Raw genomic sequence first — 18,998 nt, forward strand, 5'->3', positions numbered from 1 at the left:
GCTCTCTGCCTTGAAAACGTGGCGGATCAGCCGCCGGTCATGTTCATGAAACGCACCACTTGCACGTCGTCGTTCACTTCAAAGTTGTGCCGGTAAGGCTTGAGCTTCATCGCTTCGATGATGGCTTTCTCCAAGCGTTCCGGTTGACCCGGATGGGCACGCAGTACCGCCTTCAAGTCCACCGAATGCTCGTTCCCCAGACACAGTAGCAAACGCCCCTCGACGGTCAGTCGCACCCGGTTGCAGGTGCCGCAGAAGTTGTGGCTGTGGGGCGAAATGAACCCCAGCCGGATGTGCGGCGCTTCGGCCAGCCGCCAGTAGCGCGACGGGCCCTGCGTCGACTCGGCGGAGTCGATCAGGGTGTAGCGCTCGGCGATCTTTTCGCGCACCTGGGTACTGGAAAAGAACGACTCGGCGCGGCTGTGTTCGCTGATGATCCCCAGCGGCATTTCCTCGATGAAGGAAATATCCAGATTCCGTTCGATGGCGAATTGCACCAGATCGTTGATCTCGTGATCGTTGCGGCCTTGCATCACCACGCAGTTGAGTTTAGTGCGGGTAAATCCGGCGGCGCGCGCGGCGTCGATGCCGTCGATCACCTGGGCCAGGTCGCCGGTGCGGGTCATCTGCTTGAAGCGCGCGGCATCGAGACTGTCGAGGCTGACGTTGAGGCGTTTGACCCCGGCGTCGAACAGCGGACTGGCGAGTTTGCCGAGCTGCGAGCCGTTGGTGGTCAGGCACAGCTCGCGCAGGCCGGGCAGGGCGGTGATCTGCTTGCACAAGCCAACGACGCCGGGGCGAATCAACGGCTCGCCGCCGGTCAGGCGAATCTTGCGGGTGCCGAGAGCAACGAAGCTCTGCGCCAGTTGATAGATCTCCTCCAGCGTCAGCACCCGTTGGCGCGGCAGGAACTGCATGTCTTCGGCCATGCAATACACGCAGCGAAAGTCGCAGCGGTCGGTGACCGACATGCGCAGGTAGTCGACGCGGCGGTTGTAACCATCGATCAAGACGCGCTCTGACATGACAGCCTCGCTTGGGTGAAATCCGCTATTGAAGGGATTGGGTCGGCGCAGGTTATGAGCAACTTGAGACAGCGTCCAATCACTCTTAATGACCGGCCGATTGATGCTGTCGATGATGAAATAATTATTCGGTTTTTTGCGCTTCTTAGTTTTGCAAGTGCTCGTATTTAAAGGGTTTAAAGCCGTGATAGATGCTTTCGATAACGCAGTCATTAATAGCGATTAGACAAGTTTTTGCAGCGGTTCCTATCCTTGGCCCCGTCAAACGAAACGACCGCTTTTTAACTTGAAAGTCAGTCGTCGCTGTTTAAACCCGATCAGGTTTTTGCCTGTGTGCATCGTCATGGAGAAGTCCCATGTCACAAGTCGACCGTTACAAACCCTACAAGGGTGCCGCTGCGGGTTGGGGCGCTGTCATCAGCCTCACCAAGAACTGGCTGGGCAGTGAAAACGCCCTGAAAAACATCCGCGCCATGCTCAAGACCAACCAGAACGGCGGCTTCGACTGCCCCGGTTGTGCCTGGGGTGAGGCACCCGGCGCGAGCATGCTGAAGTTCTGCGAGAACGGCGCCAAAGCGGTGAACTGGGAAGCCACCGGCCGCCTGGTCGATCCGGCGTTCTTCAACAAGTACACGGTCTCGACTCTGGCCGAGCAAAGCGATTACTGGCTCGAATATCAGGGGCGGATCACCCATCCGATGCGCTACGACGCGCGGGTCGACCGCTATGTCGAAACCACCTGGGACGACGCCTTCGCACTGATCGCCAAGCACCTCAAAGGCCTGAAATCGCCTCACGAGGCCGAGTTCTATACCTCGGGTCGCGCCAGCAACGAAGCGGCGTTTCTCTACCAGTTGTTCGTCCGCGCCTATGGCACCAACAACTTCCCGGACTGCTCGAACATGTGCCACGAAGCCAGCGCGGTGAGCATGGGCGAGAGCCTGGGCGTCGGCAAAGGCACAGTGGTCTATGAAGACCTGCACCACGCCGACGCGATTTTCGTCATCGGCCAGAACCCCGGCACCAACCACCCGCGCATGCTCGAACCGCTGCGTGAAGCGGTGAAGCGTGGCGCTCAAGTGGTGTGCATCAACCCGCTGAAGGAGCGTGGGTTGGAGCGTTTCCAGAACCCGCAGAACCCGATCGAGATGCTCAGCAACGGCTGGGAAGCGACCAACACCGCGTACTTCCGTCCGGCACTGGGCGGCGACATGGCGATGATCCGCGGCATGGCCAAGTTCCTGCTGGAGTGGGAGCGTGAAGCCCAGGCCACCGGCGGCGAACCGGTGTTCGATCACGCGTTCATTGCCGAGCACACGTCGGGTCTCGACAGCTATCTGGCCGAAGTCGATGCCACGAGCTGGGAGCACATCGTCGAGCAGTCCGGCGTGCCGCTGCATGACATCGAACTGGCCGCGCGCATGTATGCCCGCGCCAAGAGCGTGATCATGTGCTGGGCCATGGGCCTGACCCAACACGTGCACTCGGTGCCGACCCTGCAGGAAGTCATCAACCTGCAACTGTTGCGCGGCAACGTCGGCCGTCCGGGCGCCGGGCTGTCGCCGGTGCGCGGCCACAGTAATGTGCAGGGCGACCGCACCATGGGCATCAATGAACTGGCGCCGACCGAGCTGATGGACGCCCTGGAAAAACGCTTCAACTTCAAAGTGCCGCGCATGCACGGCCACAACACGGTGATGGCGATTGGCGCTATGGAGCGCGGCGAAGCCAAGGTGTTTATCGGTTTGGGCGGCAACTTCGCCCAAGCCACGCCGGACACTCCGCGCACCCACGCCGCGATGCGCAAACTCGACCTGAGCGTGCACATCTCGACCAAGCTCAACCGCAGCCATCTGGTGACCGGGCGTGATGCGTTGATCCTGCCGTGCCTGGGCCGTACCGACATCGATGTCCAGGCCGAAGGCCCGCAAGGCGTGACCGTGGAGGACACCTTCAGCATGGTGCACTTGTCGTTCGGCCAACTGAAGCCGAAGTCGGCGCACCTGAAATCCGAGCCGGCGATCATTGCCGGGATCGCTGCCGCCACATTGGGCAAACACCCGATCGACTGGGAATGGGCGGTGGGCGACTACGGGCGCATCCGCAACCTGATCGCCGACGTGATTCCGGGCTTCGAGAATTTCAACGAGAAGCTGCTGATCCCCGGTGGTTTCCACCTCGGCAACAACGCTTCCGACCGTGTCTGGAACACTGAATCCGGTAAAGCCCAGTTCACTCCGTGCGTGCTTCCGGAACATCTAATCAGCGAAGGCGTGCGCAACCTGCCGGTCAAACCGCATCTGATCCTGCAAACCATGCGTTCCCACGATCAGTACAACACCACGTTGTACGGCCTCGACGACCGTTATCGCGGCGTTTACGGCATGCGCGACGTGGTGTTCGCCAACGAGCAGGACATCCGCCGGCTCGGTTTCGAACCGGGGCAAAAGGTCGATCTGGTGGCGCTGTGGGGCGACGAACGCGAACGTCGGGTCAGCGGTTTCACCCTGATCGCCTACGACATTCCGGCCGGGCAGGCTGCCGCGTACTACCCGGAAACCAATCCGCTGGTGCCGCTGGAAAGTTACGGTGACCGCACCTACACGCCGACCTCCAAATTCGTGGCGATCCGCCTCGAAGCGGCCGAGGCGAGCAATCTGATCCCGTCGTCGGTGGCATAGCCGACCCACGCGATCCAACCCTTTTGCATTTTGACTGGCTGCAGGCGTTCGCGCCTGGCGGTGGCCTGCTCGTGTGCTGCCGCTTTTCAGCCTTGATGAGGACATCATCATGTTCAACCTGGAGGCACTGGACCTGGCGCGAATTCAATTCGCGTTCACGGTTTCGTTCCACATCATTTTCCCGGCGATCACCATTGGCCTCGCGAGTTTCCTGGCGGTGCTCGAAGGCCTGTGGCTGAAAACCCGTAACGACACTTACCGCGATCTCTACCACTTCTGGTCGAAGATCTTCGCCGTCAACTTCGGCATGGGCGTGGTCTCGGGGCTGGTCATGGCGTACCAGTTCGGTACCAACTGGAGTGGGTTTTCCGACTTCGCCGGCAGCGTCACCGGGCCGTTGCTGACCTATGAAGTGCTGACTGCGTTCTTCCTCGAAGCCGGTTTCCTTGGCGTCATGCTGTTCGGCTGGAACCGCGTGGGGCGTGGCTTGCACTTCTTTGCCACGGTGATGGTTGCCATCGGCACGCTGATCTCGACCTTCTGGATTCTCGCCTCCAACAGCTGGATGCAGACGCCGCAGGGTTTCGAAATCGTTGACGGCCGGGTGATGCCGGTCGACTGGCTGGCGATCGTGTTCAACCCGTCGTTTCCGTTCCGTCTGGCACACATGGCGATTGCCGCGTTCGTTGCCACGGCGTTCTTCGTTGGCGCTTCGGCGGCGTGGCATTTGCTGCGTGGCAACGACAGCAAACCGGTGCGCAAGATGTTTTCCATGGCGCTGTGGATGGCACTGATCGTCGCGCCGATCCAGGCGGTGGTCGGTGACGCCCATGGCTTGAACACCCTGGAGCATCAACCGGCGAAAATCGCCGCCATCGAAGGCCACTGGGAAAACGCCGACAACGGACCGACCCCGCTGGTGCTGTTCGGCATCCCGGACATGCAGGCGGAGAAGACCAAATACGCGATCGAGATTCCCTACCTCGGCAGCCTGATCCTCACCCACAGCCTCGACAAACAGATCCCGGCGCTCAAGAGCTTCCCGAAAGAAGACCGGCCGAACTCGACCGTGATTTTCTGGAGCTTCCGCGTGATGGCCGGGCTCGGCATGTTGATGATTCTGGTCGGTGTGCTGGGGCTGGCGTTGCGGCGCAACGGCAAGGTCTACCGTCATCGCGGCTTCCAGCGGCTGGTGCTGCTGATGGGGCCGAGCGGTCTGATCGCGCTGCTGGCGGGTTGGATCACCACCGAAGTCGGGCGTCAGCCGTGGGTGGTTTACGGTCTGATGCGCACCCATGACGCCGCGTCCCATCACTCGGTGGCGCAGATGAGCACCTCGCTGGCGCTGTTCGTTGTCATCTACTGCTCGGTGTTCACCGTGGGCATCGGCTACATGATGAAACTGGTGAGCAAGGGCCCGCAGCCGCACCACGAACATCCGCCCGAAGGCACCCAGGTGCAGACCCCGCGCCGGCCACTGTCGGCGGTTACCGACAACCTCGAATCCGCGGCCCGGATCCACTGAAAAAGGAGCGTTGAGTCATGGGTATTCAAGGTATCGATCTCTCGTTGATCTGGGGTGTGATCATTGCCTTCGGGGTGATGATGTACGTGATCATGGACGGCTTCGATCTGGGCCTCGGGATCCTGTTCCCGATGATCAGCGACGAGCAGGAACGCGACGTGATGATGAACACCGTCGCGCCGGTCTGGGATGGCAATGAAACCTGGCTGGTGCTCGGCGGCGCGGCGTTGTACGGCGCGTTTCCGCTGGCTTACGGGGTGATTCTGGAGGCGCTGTATCTGCCGCTGATCTTCATGCTCGCGGGGTTGATTTTCCGTGGGGTGGCGTTCGAGTTTCGCTTCAAGGCGCCGGCTGAAAAACGTCATCTGTGGGACTGGGCGTTCATCGGCGGTTCGCTGCTGGCGACGTTCTCCCAGGGTGTGGTGATCGGCGCGTATGTGGCGGGGATTCCAGTGGTGGATCGGCAGTTTGCCGGTGGCGGTCTGGACTGGCTGGCGCCGTTCCCGCTGGTGTGCGGCGTCGGTCTGGTGGTCGCTTACGCTTTGCTGGGCAGCACCTGGTTGCTGGTCAAGACCGAAGGCATGCTCGAATCGCGGATGCGTCACTACAGCCGTCCGCTGGCGTGGCTGTTGCTGGCGATGGTGGTGGTGATCGGCGCGTGGACGCTGCAACTGCACCCGGAACTGGCCGGCCGCTGGTTCAACCATGCGCACCTGACCGTCTTCGCCGGGCTGGTGGTATTGGCGGTGCTGGCGCTGTTCGGTCTGTTACGCTCGCTGCGTCAGCGGCACACCCACTGGCCGTTCGTGTTCACCCTGGTGCTGATGTTCCTCGGTTACATCGGCCTGGCCCTGAGCATCTGGCCGAACATCATCCCGCCGTCGGTCAGCCTGTGGGCGGCGGCTTCACCGGCCACCAGCCAGCTGTTCGCCCTGATCGGCGCGCTGTTCATCCTGCCGGTGATCCTGATGTACACCTTCTGGAGCTACTACGTGTTCCGCGGCAAAGTGAGGATTGGCGATGGCTACCATTGATTCGCGTGAGGTGAAATCCAGCCCCTGGTACAAGCGTCTGGGCTGGCTGTTGCTGATCTGGTTTGGCAGCGTGGTCTCGCTGGCGGTGGTGGCGAGTCTGCTGAAACTGGCGATGTATGCGGCGGGGATGAGGACTCATTGACCATGAAAAAACCGGAGCCTGGCTCCGGTTTTTTATTGCCTGCGATTTACTTCTTCCCCTTGGGGGAGGAGCTGCCTTGATGTTTATTCCCCGCCAAACATCGCAGTCCAGTAAATGCCGGCGCTGCTCTTCGGATCGACTGCGTAAGCAGCACCGAGTTCGCGGTACTGCGGGTTCATCAGGTTGGCACAATGACCGGGGCTGGCAAGCCAGCCGGCGACGACTTTCTGCACCGTGTCCTGCCCGGCGGCGATGTTTTCGCCGACCTGCTGACCGCTGTAACCGGCCAGTTCGGCGCGGTCACCGGGGGTGCGACCGTCGCGGTCCTTGTGGTCGAAATAATTGTTGTTGGCCATCTCGCGGCTGTGTTCCTGGGCGACGCCGCCGAGTACTACGTTCCACGCCAGCGGCGCAGTCGCTGCGAAGGCCTGACCGCCGCACTGGCGCGGTTGGGCGCGGGCGGCGTTGAGTTGTTCGAGGAGTTTCTGGCCTTCAGCCTGACCATCGCCGAGGCGGGCGGCCAGCAGTGGCCGGGCGAGGGTGATGCGCCAGTCACGGTCGGCGCGACTGACGCCGATATCGACGAACTGCGGATCCAGCACAACCTGACAGAAACTTTCCTGAATCGCCTTCATCGCCGACGCCGCATCCCGTGGCCCGTTGAGGGTAATCGCCTGCACGTTGACCATCGGGTAGCGAGCGCTGGACATCGCCTGCTGCAAATCCACCACGCCGCTGGCCGGCAGAATCAGGCGCGGATTGGCCGACAGCGGCGGCAATTCGCTGGACGCCTGGCTGCCACAACGCTGCGGCTGGCTGCGGTAGCTGTTGATCGATTCGATCAATTGCGACTCGTCGGTGGCCATGGCCGAAGTGGCCAGCGCCAGGCCCACGGACAACGCGGCGAGTCGCAGAACGGATGGCATGAAGCGCATGGAAATCTCCCTTGGGCTGAGTGCGCACATCATGCGCGAAAGGGCCCCGGTTCGTGCAATGTCTTTTTCTTCACAACGCGGATTTTTCTGCAGAACGATTCCGTGCAATTTGCCGTCTACACTCTGCGAAGACCCCGGAAACCGGGCGTCTCAACCACGTAACACTTTGCCCGCATCGGGCCCTGCCGGAAGAATGATCATGCGATTGAACGGGTTGCTTTGCTGTCTTGCGTTGACCCTGCTGAGCGGCGCGGCACTGGCCACCGATCAGGCACCGATCAAGGAAAAGGCCGAGGCGAAAGCCGAGGTTCTGGAAGAAAAGGCCGCTGACAAACCCGACGCGCCTCCGGCACCCAAATCCGAAGCGATCACCCCGACCGAAGCGCAGGCGGTCGACCCCGCTGGCGCCGCACCGCTGGACGATCCGATCACCTGTCTGGCACGCAGTATCTATTGGGAAGCCAAGGGCAAGGACAATGCCGACATGGAAGGCGTGGCGAGCGTGGTGATGAATCGCCTCGGGCATGACGGCTTTCCAGGCACCGTCTGCGAGGTGGTCAAGCAGGGCTCGGAAACCAAGAGCTGCCAGTTTTCCTGGTGGTGCGACGGGCGTCCGGATCAGGTCAAGGAAGATGCCGAATACGCGTTGGCCAAGGAAATCGCCGGCAAGGCGCTGAACCGTCAGCTCACCGACCGCACCCGCGGCGCGCTGTATTTCCACGATCGCAACGTTCATCCGAGCTGGGCCAAGGAGTACACCAAGACCGCCGAGACCAAAAAATTCCTGTTCTATAAACCCGCTGGCGGGGATGCGCGTTAGGCGCAGACTTCCCGCACGCAATTGCGCAACCAGCGGTGCGCCGGGTCGGCGTCCATGCGCGGGTGCCAGAGCATCGACACGCTGATGTCCGGCATCCGGAAGGGCAGGGCGAAACTGTGCAGGCCCGTCCGCAGCTTGCTGGTGTGACGTTCCGGGACGGTGGCGATCAGGTCCGACTCACGGACCAGCGTCAGCGCTGCCGAAAATCCACCGAATGAAGTGACGATGTCTCGCGTCAGGCCAAAGGCGAGCAATGCTTCGTCCACCGGGCCACTGCTGCGCCCGCGACGTGACACCAGAATGTGCTGGCCTGCGGCGAAGCGTTTGGCGCTGACCTTGCCGCTGCTCAACGGATGCCCCTCACGTACTACACCAATCCACTGATCGCGGAACAGGATGCGGCTGTGCAGCGTCGGGTCGGTGCTGTCGTCGACCACGCCGGTTTCCAGATCCACCCGGCCTACGCGCAGCAGCGTGCTGTCCTTGTCGGCCTTCTGCACGAAACGCAGGCGCACGCCAGGCGCCTCTTCGGCGATGCGGGCGAGCAAGGCGGCGGCGAAGGTTTCGACAAAACCGTCGGTGTTGCGCAGGGTGAAGGTGCGCCGCAACTGGCCGGGATCGAGCACTTCTGCCGGGCGCAAAACCGCTTCGGCTTCCTGCACCAGATAACTGACCCGGTCGCGCAGCTCCAGCGCGCGCGGGGTCGGCACCAGTCCTCGGCCGGCGCGCACCAGCAGCGGATCGCCGGTGGTTTCCCGCAGCCGGGCCAGCGCGCGGCTCATGGCTGACGGGCTCAGACGCAGGCGCTCGGCGGCGCGGGCGACGCTGCCTTCGCTCAGCAGCACATCGAGGGTGATCAACAGGTTCAGATCCGGTGCATTCATGACATGGCGTTCCATGCAGGTATCAAGTGCAAAGCATGCGTCTTGCGCCTCTTATTGTCGAGGCTCAGGCTATGTCCCATGACTTCTGCCCAGTGAGCCCCCCATGCACCGAGAACCCCTGAGCCCTTCAGCCCGCTGGGCGCTGACCAGTCTGGCGCTGTCGATGCTGATGCCGTCGCTCGACACCAGCATCGCCAACGCCGGACTGCCCACGCTGGCAGCGGCGTTCGATGCGACGTTTCAACAGGTGCAGTGGATCGTGCTGGCCTATCTGCTGGCGGTCACCACGTTGATTGTCAGCGTCGGGCGGCTGGGTGACAGCTTCGGGCGGCGGCGCTTGCTGTTGATCGGCATCGGCATTTTTACCGCCGCTTCGCTGGCTTGCGCACTGGCGCCGAGTCTGGCCTGGCTGATTGGCGCACGAGCGGTGCAGGGCCTGGGCGCGGCGATCATGTTCGCGTTGACGGTAGCGCTGGTGGCCGACGCGGTGCCCAAATCCCGGGCCGGCAGTGCGATGGGGTTGCTGGCCACGATGTCAGCCACCGGCACCACCCTCGGGCCATCGCTCGGCGGGCTGTTGATGGCGCATGTCGGCTGGCAGTCGATTTTTGTGATCAACGTGCCGTTGGGATTGCTCAATGCGTGGCTGGTGTATCGCTATTTGCCGAAGGATCGGATCGTGCGCTCGGGTGTGGCATTCGATTATCCCGGCACCGCCTTACTGATGCTGACGCTGGCGGCCTACGCGCTGGCGATGACGGTTGAAGGACTCACCCCGGCGTTGCTGTTGCTCAGCCTGTTGGGCGTGGGGTTGTTCATCCTGGTCGAGAAGCGGAGCAAGGCGCCGCTGATTCACCTGTCGTTGTTCACCGACACGCGAATCAGCAGCAGTCTGGCGCTGACCTTGCTGGTGACCACGGTGATGATGACCACGCTGGTGGTCGGGCCGTTTTACCTGAGCCGAGGCCTGGGGCTCACCAGCACTCAGGTCGGACTGGTGTTGTCGATCGGGCCGTTGCTGGCGGCATTCAGCGGCGTACCGGCCGGGCGGCTGGTGGATCGTTTCGGCGCGCGGCGGATGGTGCCGGGTGCGTTGTTCGGCCTGGCTTGCGGTTGCGGTTTGTTGGCGCTGTTTCCGGTGAGTTTCGGAGTGCTTGCATACGTGCTGCCGATCACGGTGGTGGCCTTGAGTTACGCGCTGTTCCAGGCCGCCAACAACACCGGGTTGATGTCCGGCGTTGCTCAGGATCAGCGCGGTGTGGTTTCGGCCATGCTCGGGCTGTCGCGTAATCTGGGCTTGATCACCGGGGCGGCGGTGATGGGCGCGGTGTTCGCCTTGGCCACGGACGATCCGACTCAGGCGCCGGCCGCCGTCATTGCGAGCGGCTTGCACATGACCTTCGGTGTGGCCACGGCGTTGATGTTCGCGGCGTTTGCGCTCGGCGCCTTCACGCACCTGCGTCTCGCGTCTCCCGTGCCGGAAAGAACAGTTCAAAGCAGGTGATGCCGTCAACGCTGCTGACGCTGTAGCCGCCCTGATGCAACTGCATGATGGTCGCGACAATCGACAGGCCCAGTCCGTTGGATTGGGCCGAGCGCTCGCGGGAGGGATCGACGCGGTAGAAGCGCTCGAACAGCCGCGACAGATGCTCGGCAGGAATCGTCGCGCCCTGATTGCGTACCCGCAGGTAGCTGCCGTCCGCTTCGGCGATGGCCTCGACCTGCAACGTTGAATCCGCCGCGCCGTACTTGATCGCGTTGGCGCACAGATTGGCCAGTGCCCGACGCAGCAGCATCGGTTCGGCCCAGATCACGCCGCTGCCACTGGCCTCGATGGTGACACCGACGTCCGCCGCCAATCCCTCGAAGTAATCGGCAATGCGCTGCATCTCATCGCAGGCATCCAGCTCCTGCCGCTGGCTCAGTGCGCTGGCCGGGTCGGTGCGGGCGAGAAACAGCATGTTGTCGAGCATCCGCGCCAGCCGTTCGAGTTCTTCGACGTTGGAGGCGAGCAGCTGTTGATAGGCGTCGACGCTGCGGGTCTGTTGCAGGGCGACCTGGGTTTCCCCGAGCAGGTTGTTGATCGGCGTGCGCAGTTCGTGGGCCATGTCGGTAGAGACCTGGCTCAGTTGCGCAACCCCTCGGTCGAGCCGGTCCAGCATCGCGTTGAAGGCTTCGATCATCGGCTGCAATTCACGAGGCGTGCCTTGGCGGTCGAGGCGTTCGCCGAGGTTGGCGATGCCGATCCCGTGGGCATGCCGGGCAATCCGCCGCAATGGCAGCAAACCGCGATACACCAGCAGGCAGCCGACCAGCGCCAGCACGATCGCGGCCAATGATGCGAGGCCGTACACGCTGAGCCGGTAATTGGCGAGCATCGCCGTGCGCTCGCTCATCACCTTGGCGATGAGCACCTGCAGGTTGCCCTGGTCGCCGGAATCGATACTGGCCGCCACCGCCGAGAACGGCACGCCGTTGAGGCTCGGCAGATGCTGCACGTCGTTGAGCGCCATAACATGGTCGACCGGCACGGCGGGCACACTCGGCAGTGCCAGGTCGCTGGGATTGACCACGAACAAGGGCGGTTGCCCCGGCGCACCGATGGTCAACAGCGCTTCGCGGTTGCCCAGCATGTTCTGAAACAGCGCCGGTTTGGTCTTGATCAACTCCAGCGTGTTGCTGTCGTTGAGGATGGTGCGCAATTGGTCGATGCGGCTGACCAACTGAATGTCGTCGCGGCGGGTCAGTTGCTCTTCCAGCTGGTTGTAAAGCGCCGCGCCCAGGCCTGCCAGTGCGGCGAAGGCGAGCACGGCGAACACCAGCGCCAGACGCAAGGTCAGGGAGTAAGTGCCGGCGATTTTCATGGCTGGGTATCGAAGCGGTAGCCGATGCCGCGCACGCTGTGGATCAGCTTGAGCGGGAACGGATCGTCGATCTTCGCCCGCAGGCGGCGCACGGCGACATCGACCACATTGGTGTCGCTGTCGAAATTCATGTCCCACACCCGCGAGGCGATCAGCGAGCGCGACAGCACTTGCCCCGTGTGGGTGGCAAACAGTTGCAGCAGGGCGAATTCCTTGTTGGTCAGGGTGATCCGGCTGCCGGCGCGGGTGACCCGGCGCTTGAGCACGTCGATCTGCAGATCGGCCACCTGCAATTGCTCCTCTTCATGGATCGGCCCACGCCGGGTCAAGGTGCGCAGGCGCGCCACCAGTTCGGCGAAGGAAAACGGCTTGATCAGGTAATCGTCAGCGCCCAGTTCGAGCCCTTTGACCCGGTCGGCGATGTCGTCGCGGGCGGTGAGAAACAGCACCGGCGTGTCGGTTTCCTTGCGCAGCCGGCGCAGCACTTCCCAGCCATCCATTTTCGGCATCATCACGTCCAGCACGATCACGTCGAAGTCGAACTCCAGCGCCAGGTGCAGACCGTCGGCGCCGTCCCTGGCCAGGCTCACGCTGTAGCCCAGTTCCTGCAAGCCGTTGAGCAGGTAATTGCCGGCCTTGGGTTCGTCTTCGACAACAAGGATATTCATGGGCACTGCGCCTCAATTGTCATTGATGCAGCCGCTGCCTTGCACTTGATAGTCCAGCACATGTTCACGGCCCTGGTGGTCGAGGTAGTTGAGCTGCGCGGGGATCACGCCGCAAGCCTGGGAAATATCGGTGCTGGAGAGGACTTTGTCGACATCCAGGTGCACGTAGAAGCCGTTGGTGTCGTGAATCACCGTGCGCTCAGGCATTTCAGCGGCGAACACGGAACCGGTGGCGAGGAGGGCGGTGAAGGCGAGGATCAGGGTTTTCATGATGGGTCACTCGAGTCGTTGAAGTTGATCGGCGTTCTGGCCGGGACAACTTCAAGCTACCGGGCGATCCGCTCGGCAAACCGACAACTCGATGACAAATCTGTAATAAACCGAACCTGTGGGAGCCAGCGCACTCCCACAGAGTATTCAGCTGGCGTGAGTGCTGAGAATGCTCGCGATCTGTTGTGGCTGGCAGTTGAGGTACGGCGAGGATTTCAGCCACTGCTGATCCGGGTACCAGGAGAACATGAATTGGCCATTCTTCAGACTGTCGATCACCCGTTTGGCAACTTGCGGTCGCACCGCCGGGCAACCCTGGCTGCGGCCCAGACGGCCGGTACGTTTGCTCCAGAACGGGTTCACGTAGTCGGCGGCGTGGATCACGATGGCGCGATCACGGGCCATGTCGTTGACGCCCGGTTCCAGACCGTCCATGCGCAGCGAGTAACCGTGGGTGCCCTGGTAACTTTCCTGGGTCCGGAACAGGCCGAGGCTGGATTGAAAACTGCCTTCACGGTTGGAGAACCGGGTGGCGAAGTTTTCCCCGGAGTTCGAACCGTGGGCGACCAGATCGCGCAGCACCAGTTTTTTCCGGGTCAGGTCGAAGATCCACAACCGGCGCTCGGTGGACGGCTGCGAATAGTCGATGATCGCCAGGTGACGGGACTGCTTCGCGCCGTTGTTGATCGCACATTGCATGGCGTTCAAGGCACCTTTCAGCGCCTGGGGATTGAGTTCCGGAGCGGCGTGCGCGAGGCTGGTGTACAGAACCGGCGAAGAGGTGCCGGCGGCAAAGGCTGGACTGGTCAGCACGCCAATGGCGGTGGCAGTCAGCAGAAGTCGGCGCAAAAACGTCAACATTTAAAGTGAGTCTCCACTTGCTACTTGTTTGGCACTTAGGCTCCTGACGTCCAGTCGTTCCCGGCAAGCCCGCGAATCGGGCCTGACTGTTCACCGCACCTGAGGTAAGGTTGACCGTCAATCAGGACGGCCATGGATTGGAGTAAAGCAGTTGTTCAAAAAGTACGCATGCTACTTGAGCATTTGTTTGCTCGCTGCGCCGTTTGTCGCTTGCGCCGAAGAGCCGTTGCCGGGACTCCCGACGCTGCCGCCCGTGCCGACGGAAATGCCCATCGAGCCGCAGAGCCCGTTGCAGGCTGCGCTGATCAGTCTGCCCCAGGCGTGCCCGACGATCGGCACCAGCCTCAACGGTGCGGCGCTGGATCAGTTGCGCGCCTTCTACCAGCAGCAGGACTGGCTGCCGGTGTGGGCCGATGGCGGGCAATTGCCGGCCTTGCATGCGCAATTGCAGCTGTTGGCCGACGATGGCCTGAACCCGAAACGCTATCCGGTGGCGCTCACCGCCCCGCAGGACGGCGAACTGTGCGCCGACATCGAGATCAGCCGTTACTACCTGCAAGCCCTGCAGGATCTGCATTACGGCCGCCTGCTGCAATCGCATTTCGAACCGCTGTGGCATTCCGACGAAACGCCACGCGACCGTCAGGCCGAATTGCTCGCCATCGCCGTACCGGGCGTGCACAACGTTCCGGCCGCCTTCGATCTGGCCCGCCCGCAGCTGGCTCAGTATCAGAATCTGCGTCATCTGTATGCCGCGCAGCGCCTGAAAGCCTTGCCGCAGTGGACATCGGTGGGCAACGGCCCGTTGCTGCGTCCGGACATGGAAGACAAGCGCGTGCCGGAACTGGCCCGCCGGTTGTACAGCGAAGGCTACCTCAGCAGTGTGGTCGGCACGCCGGACAACGCTTATCACGGCGTATTGGTGGAGGCGGTGAAAAGCTTTCAGGCCAACCATTCGTTGCAGGCCGACGGGGTGGTGGGTCCGGGAACGATTGCCGAACTCAACATCAGTCCGCTGACCCGCCGCGAACAGTTGCGGGTCAACCTTGAACGTTTCCGCTGGATGGCCCAGGACATGGAGCCGGACGGTTTGCTGGTCAACGTCGCCGCTGCCGAGCTGACGCTTTATCAGGGTGGCCTGCCGGTGTGGCAGACCCGCACCCAGGTCGGGCGCGCCGAACGCCAGACCCCGCTGCTCAAATCCCGGGTCACGCGCCTGACCCTGAACCCGACCTGGACCGTGCCGCCGACCATCTGGAAGGAAGACAAGCTGCCGGAAATCCGCAAGGACCAGACCTTCCTCAGCCGCCAGAACCTGCAAGTGCTCGACGCCAACGGCCAGCCGCTGGCCGCCGCCGACATCGACTGGGACAACCCCGGCAACATCCTTCTGCGCCAGGACGCCGGGCCGCGCAACCCGCTGGGGCAGATGGTCATTCGGTTCCCCAACCCGTTCTCGGTGTACCTGCACGACACGCCGAGCAAGGCGCTGTTCGACAAGGGGCCACGGGCGTTCAGTTCCGGCTGTGTGCGGGTCGAGCATCCGATGAAGCTGCGCGATTTCCTGCTCAGCCCGGCGGAGAAGGCGCGCACCGACACCTTGCTGGCCACCGGCACCACCCATGAATTCCGCCTGAGCAATCCGGTGCCGATTCTCATGACTTACTGGACGGCACAGGTCGATGGCCATGGTCGCGTGCTTTACGCGCCGGACATTTACAGCCGAGACAGCGCGTTGCTGGCCGGGCTGGACCGGGCGCATTGATCTTCAGCGGCTGGCGCGTTTCCAGAAGAACCGCGCCAGCCACGCATCCACGCTCAACTTGCCGGCCCCGGCAAACACCAGCGGCACCAGCGCAGCCAGATAAATCGCCGGCAGTTTGAAGTTGCCGAAGCCCTTGTTGGTGATCGCGTAACCCTGGGCCAGCTCACTCAGCGATGACCAGTCCGCCGGCCAGTGCACGGCAGCGGTGGCGACGACGGTCACGACGATCAGCGAAATCGCCGAAATCCGCGTGCCGAATCCGATCAGGATCGCCAGCGCGCAGATCAGCTCGGCCCACATCGACAGCTCCCAGTTCAGCGTCGCCGGAAGATGATCGAAGGGAAACGGGAACCGCTCCTGAATGTCTTCGAACCAGTTTTGGCCGTTGAATTTCTCCAGCCCCGATTCGAAAAATTCCCAGGCGATGAACAGGCGCAAGGTCAGCGGCGCGAGCCACTGCCCGGCGCGGTCAAGGTTCACATGCAGGCCTTTGACGGCCGACGAGAGAGCTGTGGTCATGGGAAGGCTCCATTCATTCAAAAGAAAACGGGGCACCGACGTGCCCCGAAAAAAGGGTTACTCGCCGGCGCCGCACTTGCCTTCGCCGCATTTGCCTTCCGAGGTTTTTTCCGCCGAGTCGGCCTTGGCCTGGGTCTGGCTGTAGCCGTGATCCAGTTGCTTGACGCTGAAGGCTTCGGAAGCCGAAGCGGCGTTGGACAGGGCCAGGCCACCGGCAAGCAGCAGGCCCAGAGTCAGGGAGGTTTTCGAGAGCTTGGTCATGGTGAATCTCCGATGCGATAGGTGAGTTCAAAGGCTTGATCGGGGCTGCCGATCGACAGGTTCATTTGAACGCCGGGCTGTATCGGTGATGTGTCGCGAAGGGCCGGATTTGTGCGCGGGATGTGTCGGGCGTCGGGCCGTACACACTGCGATACACAGCGCCGGTGTGATTCGATTGCCGGGCGCAGCGTCTAGCCACGGTGTCCCCGCAATCCCATGGGGCGAGACTTCGGAACCCGGCATGCAAGCGCTGTTGAACGAGATCCTTGACGCTGTCCGGCCCCTGATCGGGCAGGGCAAGGTGGCTGACTACATTCCCGCCCTCGGCACCGTGCCGGCCAATCAACTGGGCATCGCCGTGTATGGCAACGACGGCGAGATGTATTGCGCCGGCGACGCCGAGACGCCGTTCTCGGTGCAGAGTATTTCCAAGGTGTTCAGCCTGGTGCAGGCCATCGAACATTCCGGCGAGGCGATCTGGGAACGCCTGGGCCACGAGCCGTCGGGCCAGCCGTTCAACTCGCTGGTGCAGCTGGAATTCGAACGGGGCCGTCCGCGCAATCCGTTCATCAATGCCGGGGCGCTGGTGATCTGCGACATCAACCAGTCGCGCTTTGCGGCACCGGCCTTGTCGATGCGCGACTTCGTGCGACGGCTGTCGGGCAACCCGCAGGTGATGGTCGACGGCAAGGTCGCCGATTCCGAATACCAGCATCGCGCGCGCAACGCGGCGATGGCCTACCTGATGCAATCCTTCGGCAATTTCCACAATGACGTTGAAGCGGTGCTGCGCAGCTACTTCAGTCACTGCGCATTGCGCATGAATTGCATCGACCTGGCCCGGGCGTTCTGCTTCCTGGCCAATGACGGTTTCTGCAAACACAGTGGCGAGCAGATTCTGAGTCGACGCCAGACCCAGCAAGTCAACTCGATCATGGCCACCAGCGGCCTCTACGACGAGGCCGGCAACTTCGCCTACCGCGTCGGCCTGCCGGGCAAGAGCGGCGTCGGTGGCGGCATCGTTGCGGTGGTGCCGGGGCAGTTCACGGTGTGCGTGTGGTCGCCGGAGCTGAACGCGGCGGGCAACTCGCTGGCGGGGATGGCGGCGCTGGAAATGCTCAGCTCGCGGATTGGCTGGTCGGTGTTCTGAGCCTGTGTTGCTTTGAGGGAGGCCAACCTATACATTTTCCGGCCGCCCTCAATATGGTGAATCCGCTCCATGTCTCTCGCGCTCGAACGTCTCGTCGCTGGCACGCCCATCCCTTTCGCCGGTAACCGCGTCACCGTGGTCAGCCCCGAACTGGCCGAGCGTTTCCGACCCGGCGACCACCTGCTGGTGGAGCAGGTGAGTGGCGAGCTGTTGCTGATTCCGGTGGTGGATCAGCAGGCTGCATCGGTAGCGATCGAGCGTGCAGCAGCGGCGTTTACCGCGTTGTCCGCGGTGCCGGATGAGGCCATCAGCCGCTTCTTTGATCTGTTCGCCCAACGCCTGGAAAACCCGGACGCCTGGGCACTGATCGAAACCGCCAACCTCGCCGACATCGAGCGGGCCAAGGCTCGCGGTCGTTCCACCACCCGGTTGCTCGCCGATGAGCGCATGCGCCGCGACATGATCGCCGGCCTGCGCGCCTGGCGTGATGCGCCGGCCACCCGTGGCAAAGTGATCAGCAGCGTCGAGCATGACGGCTGGAAAGTCGAGCAGGTGGTGTCGCCGCTGGGCATCGTCGCGTTCGTGTTCGAAGGTCGGCCAAACGTCTTCGCCGACGCCGCTGGCGTACTGCGCACCGGCAACACCGCCGTGCTGCGGATTGGCAGCGATGCGCTGGGCACCGCGCAAGCCATCGTCACTCACGCCCTGAACCCGGCGCTGGCCGATGCCGGACTGCCGGCGGGAGCGGTGTCGCTGGTGGAGAGCGTCAACCACGCTGCCGGTTGGGCGATGTTCGCCGACCGGCGTCTGTCGCTGGCGGTGGCCCGTGGTTCGGGTCGTGCGGTCAGTCAGTTGGGCAGCATCGCCCAGCAGGCCGGCACCGCCGTCAGCCTGCACGGCACCGGTGGTGCGTGGCTGATCGCCGATCGCGATGCCGACGCCAAGCGTTTTGCCGCCGTGGTGCGCAACTCGCTGGATCGCAAGGTTTGCAACACCTTGAACGTCTGCCTGATCCAGCGCGACCGTGCTGCCGAACTGGTGCCGCTGTTCCTCGATGCCTTGAAACAGGCCGGTACCGCGCGCGGTCAGGGCTGCAAATTGCACATCGTCGAAGGCAGCGAAAGCTACCTGACGGGCGACTGGCAGAACGCGACGGTCGAGGTCTATCGCGCTGAGGGCTACCAGACCGAAGCCCTGGCTGAACCATTGCCGGAAGCGCAACTGGGCCGCGAGTGGGAATGGGAAGAAACCCCGGAAACCAGTCTGATGATCGTCGACGATCTGGATCAGGCCATCGCGCTGTTCAATCGCTACAGCCCACAGTTCACCGTGTCGTTGATCAGCGAAGATGCGGCGGTTCAGGAGCGGTTCTACAGCGCGGTCAACGCGCCGTTCGTGGGCAACGGCATCACCCGTTGGGTCGATGGCCAGTACGCGCTGAACAAACCGGAACTGGGCCTTTCGAACTGGGAAAGCGGCCGGTTGTTTGCCCGCAGCGCGATTCTCTCCGGTGACGGTGTGTTCACCGTACGCAGCCGCATGACGCAAATCGATCTGGGCGTAAAACGCTGAACAGAACAACGCCGCGCCCGTC

General features: G+C 62.7%; 18 protein-coding genes. 9 read left to right on the forward strand and 9 right to left on the reverse strand.

Going from position 1 to position 18,998, the window contains the following annotated elements:
* Positions 1 to 26 precede the first annotated feature (26 nt).
* Entirely contained in the window at positions 27 to 1,025 is a 999-nt protein-coding gene (gene moaA / locus AC1RT4_RS02445) for a GTP 3',8-cyclase MoaA (RefSeq protein ID WP_493083295.1), read from the reverse strand.
* Between the two features lie 356 nt (positions 1,026 to 1,381).
* Here moaA and AC1RT4_RS02450 point away from each other — a divergent pair, with 356 nt between their 5' ends.
* From AC1RT4_RS02450 to AC1RT4_RS02465, 4 genes are all read left to right on the forward strand, one after another.
* Positions 1,382 to 3,706, forward strand: coding sequence for an FdhF/YdeP family oxidoreductase (locus tag AC1RT4_RS02450; RefSeq protein WP_493083297.1), 2,325 nt, complete (start codon positions 1,382 to 1,384; stop codon positions 3,704 to 3,706).
* Between the two features lie 109 nt (positions 3,707 to 3,815).
* Entirely contained in the window at positions 3,816 to 5,231 is a 1,416-nt protein-coding gene (locus AC1RT4_RS02455; RefSeq protein WP_493083298.1) for a cytochrome ubiquinol oxidase subunit I, read from the forward strand.
* A gap of 17 nt (positions 5,232 to 5,248) precedes the next feature.
* The gene (cydB, locus tag AC1RT4_RS02460; RefSeq protein WP_085698191.1) at positions 5,249 to 6,265 is read left to right on the forward strand and encodes a cytochrome d ubiquinol oxidase subunit II; all 1,017 of its coding nucleotides are present in this window, start codon (positions 5,249 to 5,251) and stop codon (positions 6,263 to 6,265) included.
* Positions 6,252 to 6,407: a DUF2474 domain-containing protein gene (locus AC1RT4_RS02465; RefSeq protein WP_007950587.1), complete on the forward strand. Its 156-nt coding sequence runs from the start codon at positions 6,252 to 6,254 to the stop codon at positions 6,405 to 6,407. Before cydB ends, AC1RT4_RS02465 begins: the two co-directional genes overlap by 14 nt.
* Positions 6,408 to 6,490: 83 nt before the next feature.
* Here the strand turns inward: AC1RT4_RS02465 and AC1RT4_RS02470 are convergent, their stop codons facing one another.
* On the reverse strand, positions 6,491 to 7,342 hold the full coding sequence (locus AC1RT4_RS02470) for a CAP domain-containing protein (RefSeq protein WP_493083301.1): 852 nt from the start codon (positions 7,340 to 7,342) through the stop codon (positions 6,491 to 6,493).
* Positions 7,343 to 7,541: 199 nt separating this feature from the next.
* Here AC1RT4_RS02470 and AC1RT4_RS02475 point away from each other — a divergent pair, with 199 nt between their 5' ends.
* Positions 7,542 to 8,162 carry a cell wall hydrolase gene (locus AC1RT4_RS02475; protein WP_493083303.1) on the forward strand — a complete coding sequence of 207 codons (621 nt, stop codon included), beginning with the start codon at positions 7,542 to 7,544 and terminating at the stop codon, positions 8,160 to 8,162.
* Here AC1RT4_RS02475 and AC1RT4_RS02480 read toward each other — a convergent pair.
* Positions 8,159 to 9,046 carry a LysR family transcriptional regulator gene (locus AC1RT4_RS02480; protein WP_007950584.1) on the reverse strand — a complete coding sequence of 296 codons (888 nt, stop codon included), beginning with the start codon at positions 9,044 to 9,046 and terminating at the stop codon, positions 8,159 to 8,161. The genes AC1RT4_RS02475 and AC1RT4_RS02480 overlap by 4 nt on opposite strands.
* A 103-nt stretch (positions 9,047 to 9,149) precedes the next feature.
* Between AC1RT4_RS02480 and AC1RT4_RS02485 the strand changes: the two genes are divergently transcribed.
* Positions 9,150 to 10,550, forward strand: a complete 1,401-nt coding sequence (locus AC1RT4_RS02485) for an MFS transporter (protein ID WP_493083306.1) — start codon at positions 9,150 to 9,152, stop codon at positions 10,548 to 10,550.
* On the opposite strand, the gene AC1RT4_RS02490 is transcribed toward AC1RT4_RS02485, so the two are convergent.
* The 4 genes from AC1RT4_RS02490 to AC1RT4_RS02505 form a co-directional block, all read right to left on the reverse strand.
* Positions 10,495 to 11,910, reverse strand: a complete 1,416-nt coding sequence (locus AC1RT4_RS02490) for a heavy metal sensor histidine kinase (RefSeq protein WP_493083308.1) — start codon at positions 11,908 to 11,910, stop codon at positions 10,495 to 10,497. The two genes, AC1RT4_RS02485 and AC1RT4_RS02490, sit on opposite strands and share 56 nt — an antisense overlap.
* Positions 11,907 to 12,578, reverse strand: a complete 672-nt coding sequence (locus tag AC1RT4_RS02495) for a heavy metal response regulator transcription factor (protein ID WP_493083312.1) — start codon at positions 12,576 to 12,578, stop codon at positions 11,907 to 11,909. The genes AC1RT4_RS02490 and AC1RT4_RS02495 overlap by 4 nt, the downstream gene beginning before the upstream one ends.
* 12 nt (positions 12,579 to 12,590) lie before the next feature.
* The gene (locus AC1RT4_RS02500; protein ID WP_085602814.1) at positions 12,591 to 12,848 is read right to left on the reverse strand and encodes a DUF2790 domain-containing protein; all 258 of its coding nucleotides are present in this window, start codon (positions 12,846 to 12,848) and stop codon (positions 12,591 to 12,593) included.
* A gap of 147 nt (positions 12,849 to 12,995) precedes the next feature.
* Positions 12,996 to 13,709: a murein L,D-transpeptidase catalytic domain family protein gene (locus AC1RT4_RS02505; protein ID WP_007950579.1), complete on the reverse strand. Its 714-nt coding sequence runs from the start codon at positions 13,707 to 13,709 to the stop codon at positions 12,996 to 12,998.
* Between the two features lie 151 nt (positions 13,710 to 13,860).
* On the opposite strand from AC1RT4_RS02505, the gene AC1RT4_RS02510 reads away from it, so the two are divergent.
* Positions 13,861 to 15,474, forward strand: coding sequence for a L,D-transpeptidase family protein (locus tag AC1RT4_RS02510; RefSeq protein WP_493083315.1), 1,614 nt, complete (start codon positions 13,861 to 13,863; stop codon positions 15,472 to 15,474).
* A 3-nt stretch (positions 15,475 to 15,477) separates the two neighbouring features.
* On the opposite strand, the gene AC1RT4_RS02515 is transcribed toward AC1RT4_RS02510, so the two are convergent.
* Positions 15,478 to 15,993, reverse strand: a complete 516-nt coding sequence (locus AC1RT4_RS02515; RefSeq protein WP_236195080.1) for an HvfX family Cu-binding RiPP maturation protein — start codon at positions 15,991 to 15,993, stop codon at positions 15,478 to 15,480.
* Between the two features lie 57 nt (positions 15,994 to 16,050).
* Positions 16,051 to 16,254: an HvfA family oxazolone/thioamide-modified RiPP metallophore gene (locus AC1RT4_RS02520; RefSeq protein ID WP_007950576.1), complete on the reverse strand. Its 204-nt coding sequence runs from the start codon at positions 16,252 to 16,254 to the stop codon at positions 16,051 to 16,053.
* A 241-nt stretch (positions 16,255 to 16,495) separates the two neighbouring features.
* Here AC1RT4_RS02520 and glsB point away from each other — a divergent pair, with 241 nt between their 5' ends.
* Complete coding sequence (gene glsB / locus AC1RT4_RS02525; protein ID WP_179694554.1) at positions 16,496 to 17,404, forward strand: glutaminase B; 909 nt, start codon at positions 16,496 to 16,498, stop codon at positions 17,402 to 17,404.
* 69 nt (positions 17,405 to 17,473) lie between these two features.
* On the forward strand, positions 17,474 to 18,976 hold the full coding sequence (locus AC1RT4_RS02530) for an aldehyde dehydrogenase family protein (protein ID WP_493083318.1): 1,503 nt from the start codon (positions 17,474 to 17,476) through the stop codon (positions 18,974 to 18,976).
* The last annotated feature ends 22 nt before the right edge of the window (positions 18,977 to 18,998 follow it).

Source organism: Pseudomonas sp. GW821-FHT11D10 (assembly GCF_058808435.1).

Excerpts from the sequence above, each read along its gene's own strand:
- AC1RT4_RS02520 (WP_007950576.1), bottom strand. The coding sequence starts at position 16,254 with ATGACCAAGCTCTCGAAAACCTCCCTGACTCTGGGCCTGCTGCTTGCC.
- AC1RT4_RS02450 (WP_493083297.1), top strand. The coding sequence starts at position 1,382 with ATGTCACAAGTCGACCGTTACAAACCCTACAAGGGTGCCGCTGCGGGT.
- AC1RT4_RS02500 (WP_085602814.1), bottom strand. The coding sequence starts at position 12,848 with ATGAAAACCCTGATCCTCGCCTTCACCGCCCTCCTCGCCACCGGTTCC.
- AC1RT4_RS02485 (WP_493083306.1), top strand. The coding sequence starts at position 9,150 with ATGCACCGAGAACCCCTGAGCCCTTCAGCCCGCTGGGCGCTGACCAGT.
- glsB (WP_179694554.1), top strand. The coding sequence starts at position 16,496 with ATGCAAGCGCTGTTGAACGAGATCCTTGACGCTGTCCGGCCCCTGATC.
- AC1RT4_RS02455 (WP_493083298.1), top strand. The coding sequence starts at position 3,816 with ATGTTCAACCTGGAGGCACTGGACCTGGCGCGAATTCAATTCGCGTTC.
- AC1RT4_RS02495 (WP_493083312.1), bottom strand. The coding sequence starts at position 12,578 with ATGAATATCCTTGTTGTCGAAGACGAACCCAAGGCCGGCAATTACCTG.
- AC1RT4_RS02470 (WP_493083301.1), bottom strand. The coding sequence starts at position 7,342 with ATGCGCTTCATGCCATCCGTTCTGCGACTCGCCGCGTTGTCCGTGGGC.
- cydB (WP_085698191.1), top strand. The coding sequence starts at position 5,249 with ATGGGTATTCAAGGTATCGATCTCTCGTTGATCTGGGGTGTGATCATT.
- AC1RT4_RS02490 (WP_493083308.1), bottom strand. The coding sequence starts at position 11,910 with ATGAAAATCGCCGGCACTTACTCCCTGACCTTGCGTCTGGCGCTGGTG.
- AC1RT4_RS02505 (WP_007950579.1), bottom strand. The coding sequence starts at position 13,709 with ATGTTGACGTTTTTGCGCCGACTTCTGCTGACTGCCACCGCCATTGGC.
- moaA (WP_493083295.1), bottom strand. The coding sequence starts at position 1,025 with ATGTCAGAGCGCGTCTTGATCGATGGTTACAACCGCCGCGTCGACTAC.
- AC1RT4_RS02475 (WP_493083303.1), top strand. The coding sequence starts at position 7,542 with ATGCGATTGAACGGGTTGCTTTGCTGTCTTGCGTTGACCCTGCTGAGC.
- AC1RT4_RS02480 (WP_007950584.1), bottom strand. The coding sequence starts at position 9,046 with ATGAATGCACCGGATCTGAACCTGTTGATCACCCTCGATGTGCTGCTG.
- AC1RT4_RS02465 (WP_007950587.1), top strand. The coding sequence starts at position 6,252 with ATGGCTACCATTGATTCGCGTGAGGTGAAATCCAGCCCCTGGTACAAG.
- AC1RT4_RS02530 (WP_493083318.1), top strand. The coding sequence starts at position 17,474 with ATGTCTCTCGCGCTCGAACGTCTCGTCGCTGGCACGCCCATCCCTTTC.
- AC1RT4_RS02515 (WP_236195080.1), bottom strand. The coding sequence starts at position 15,993 with ATGACCACAGCTCTCTCGTCGGCCGTCAAAGGCCTGCATGTGAACCTT.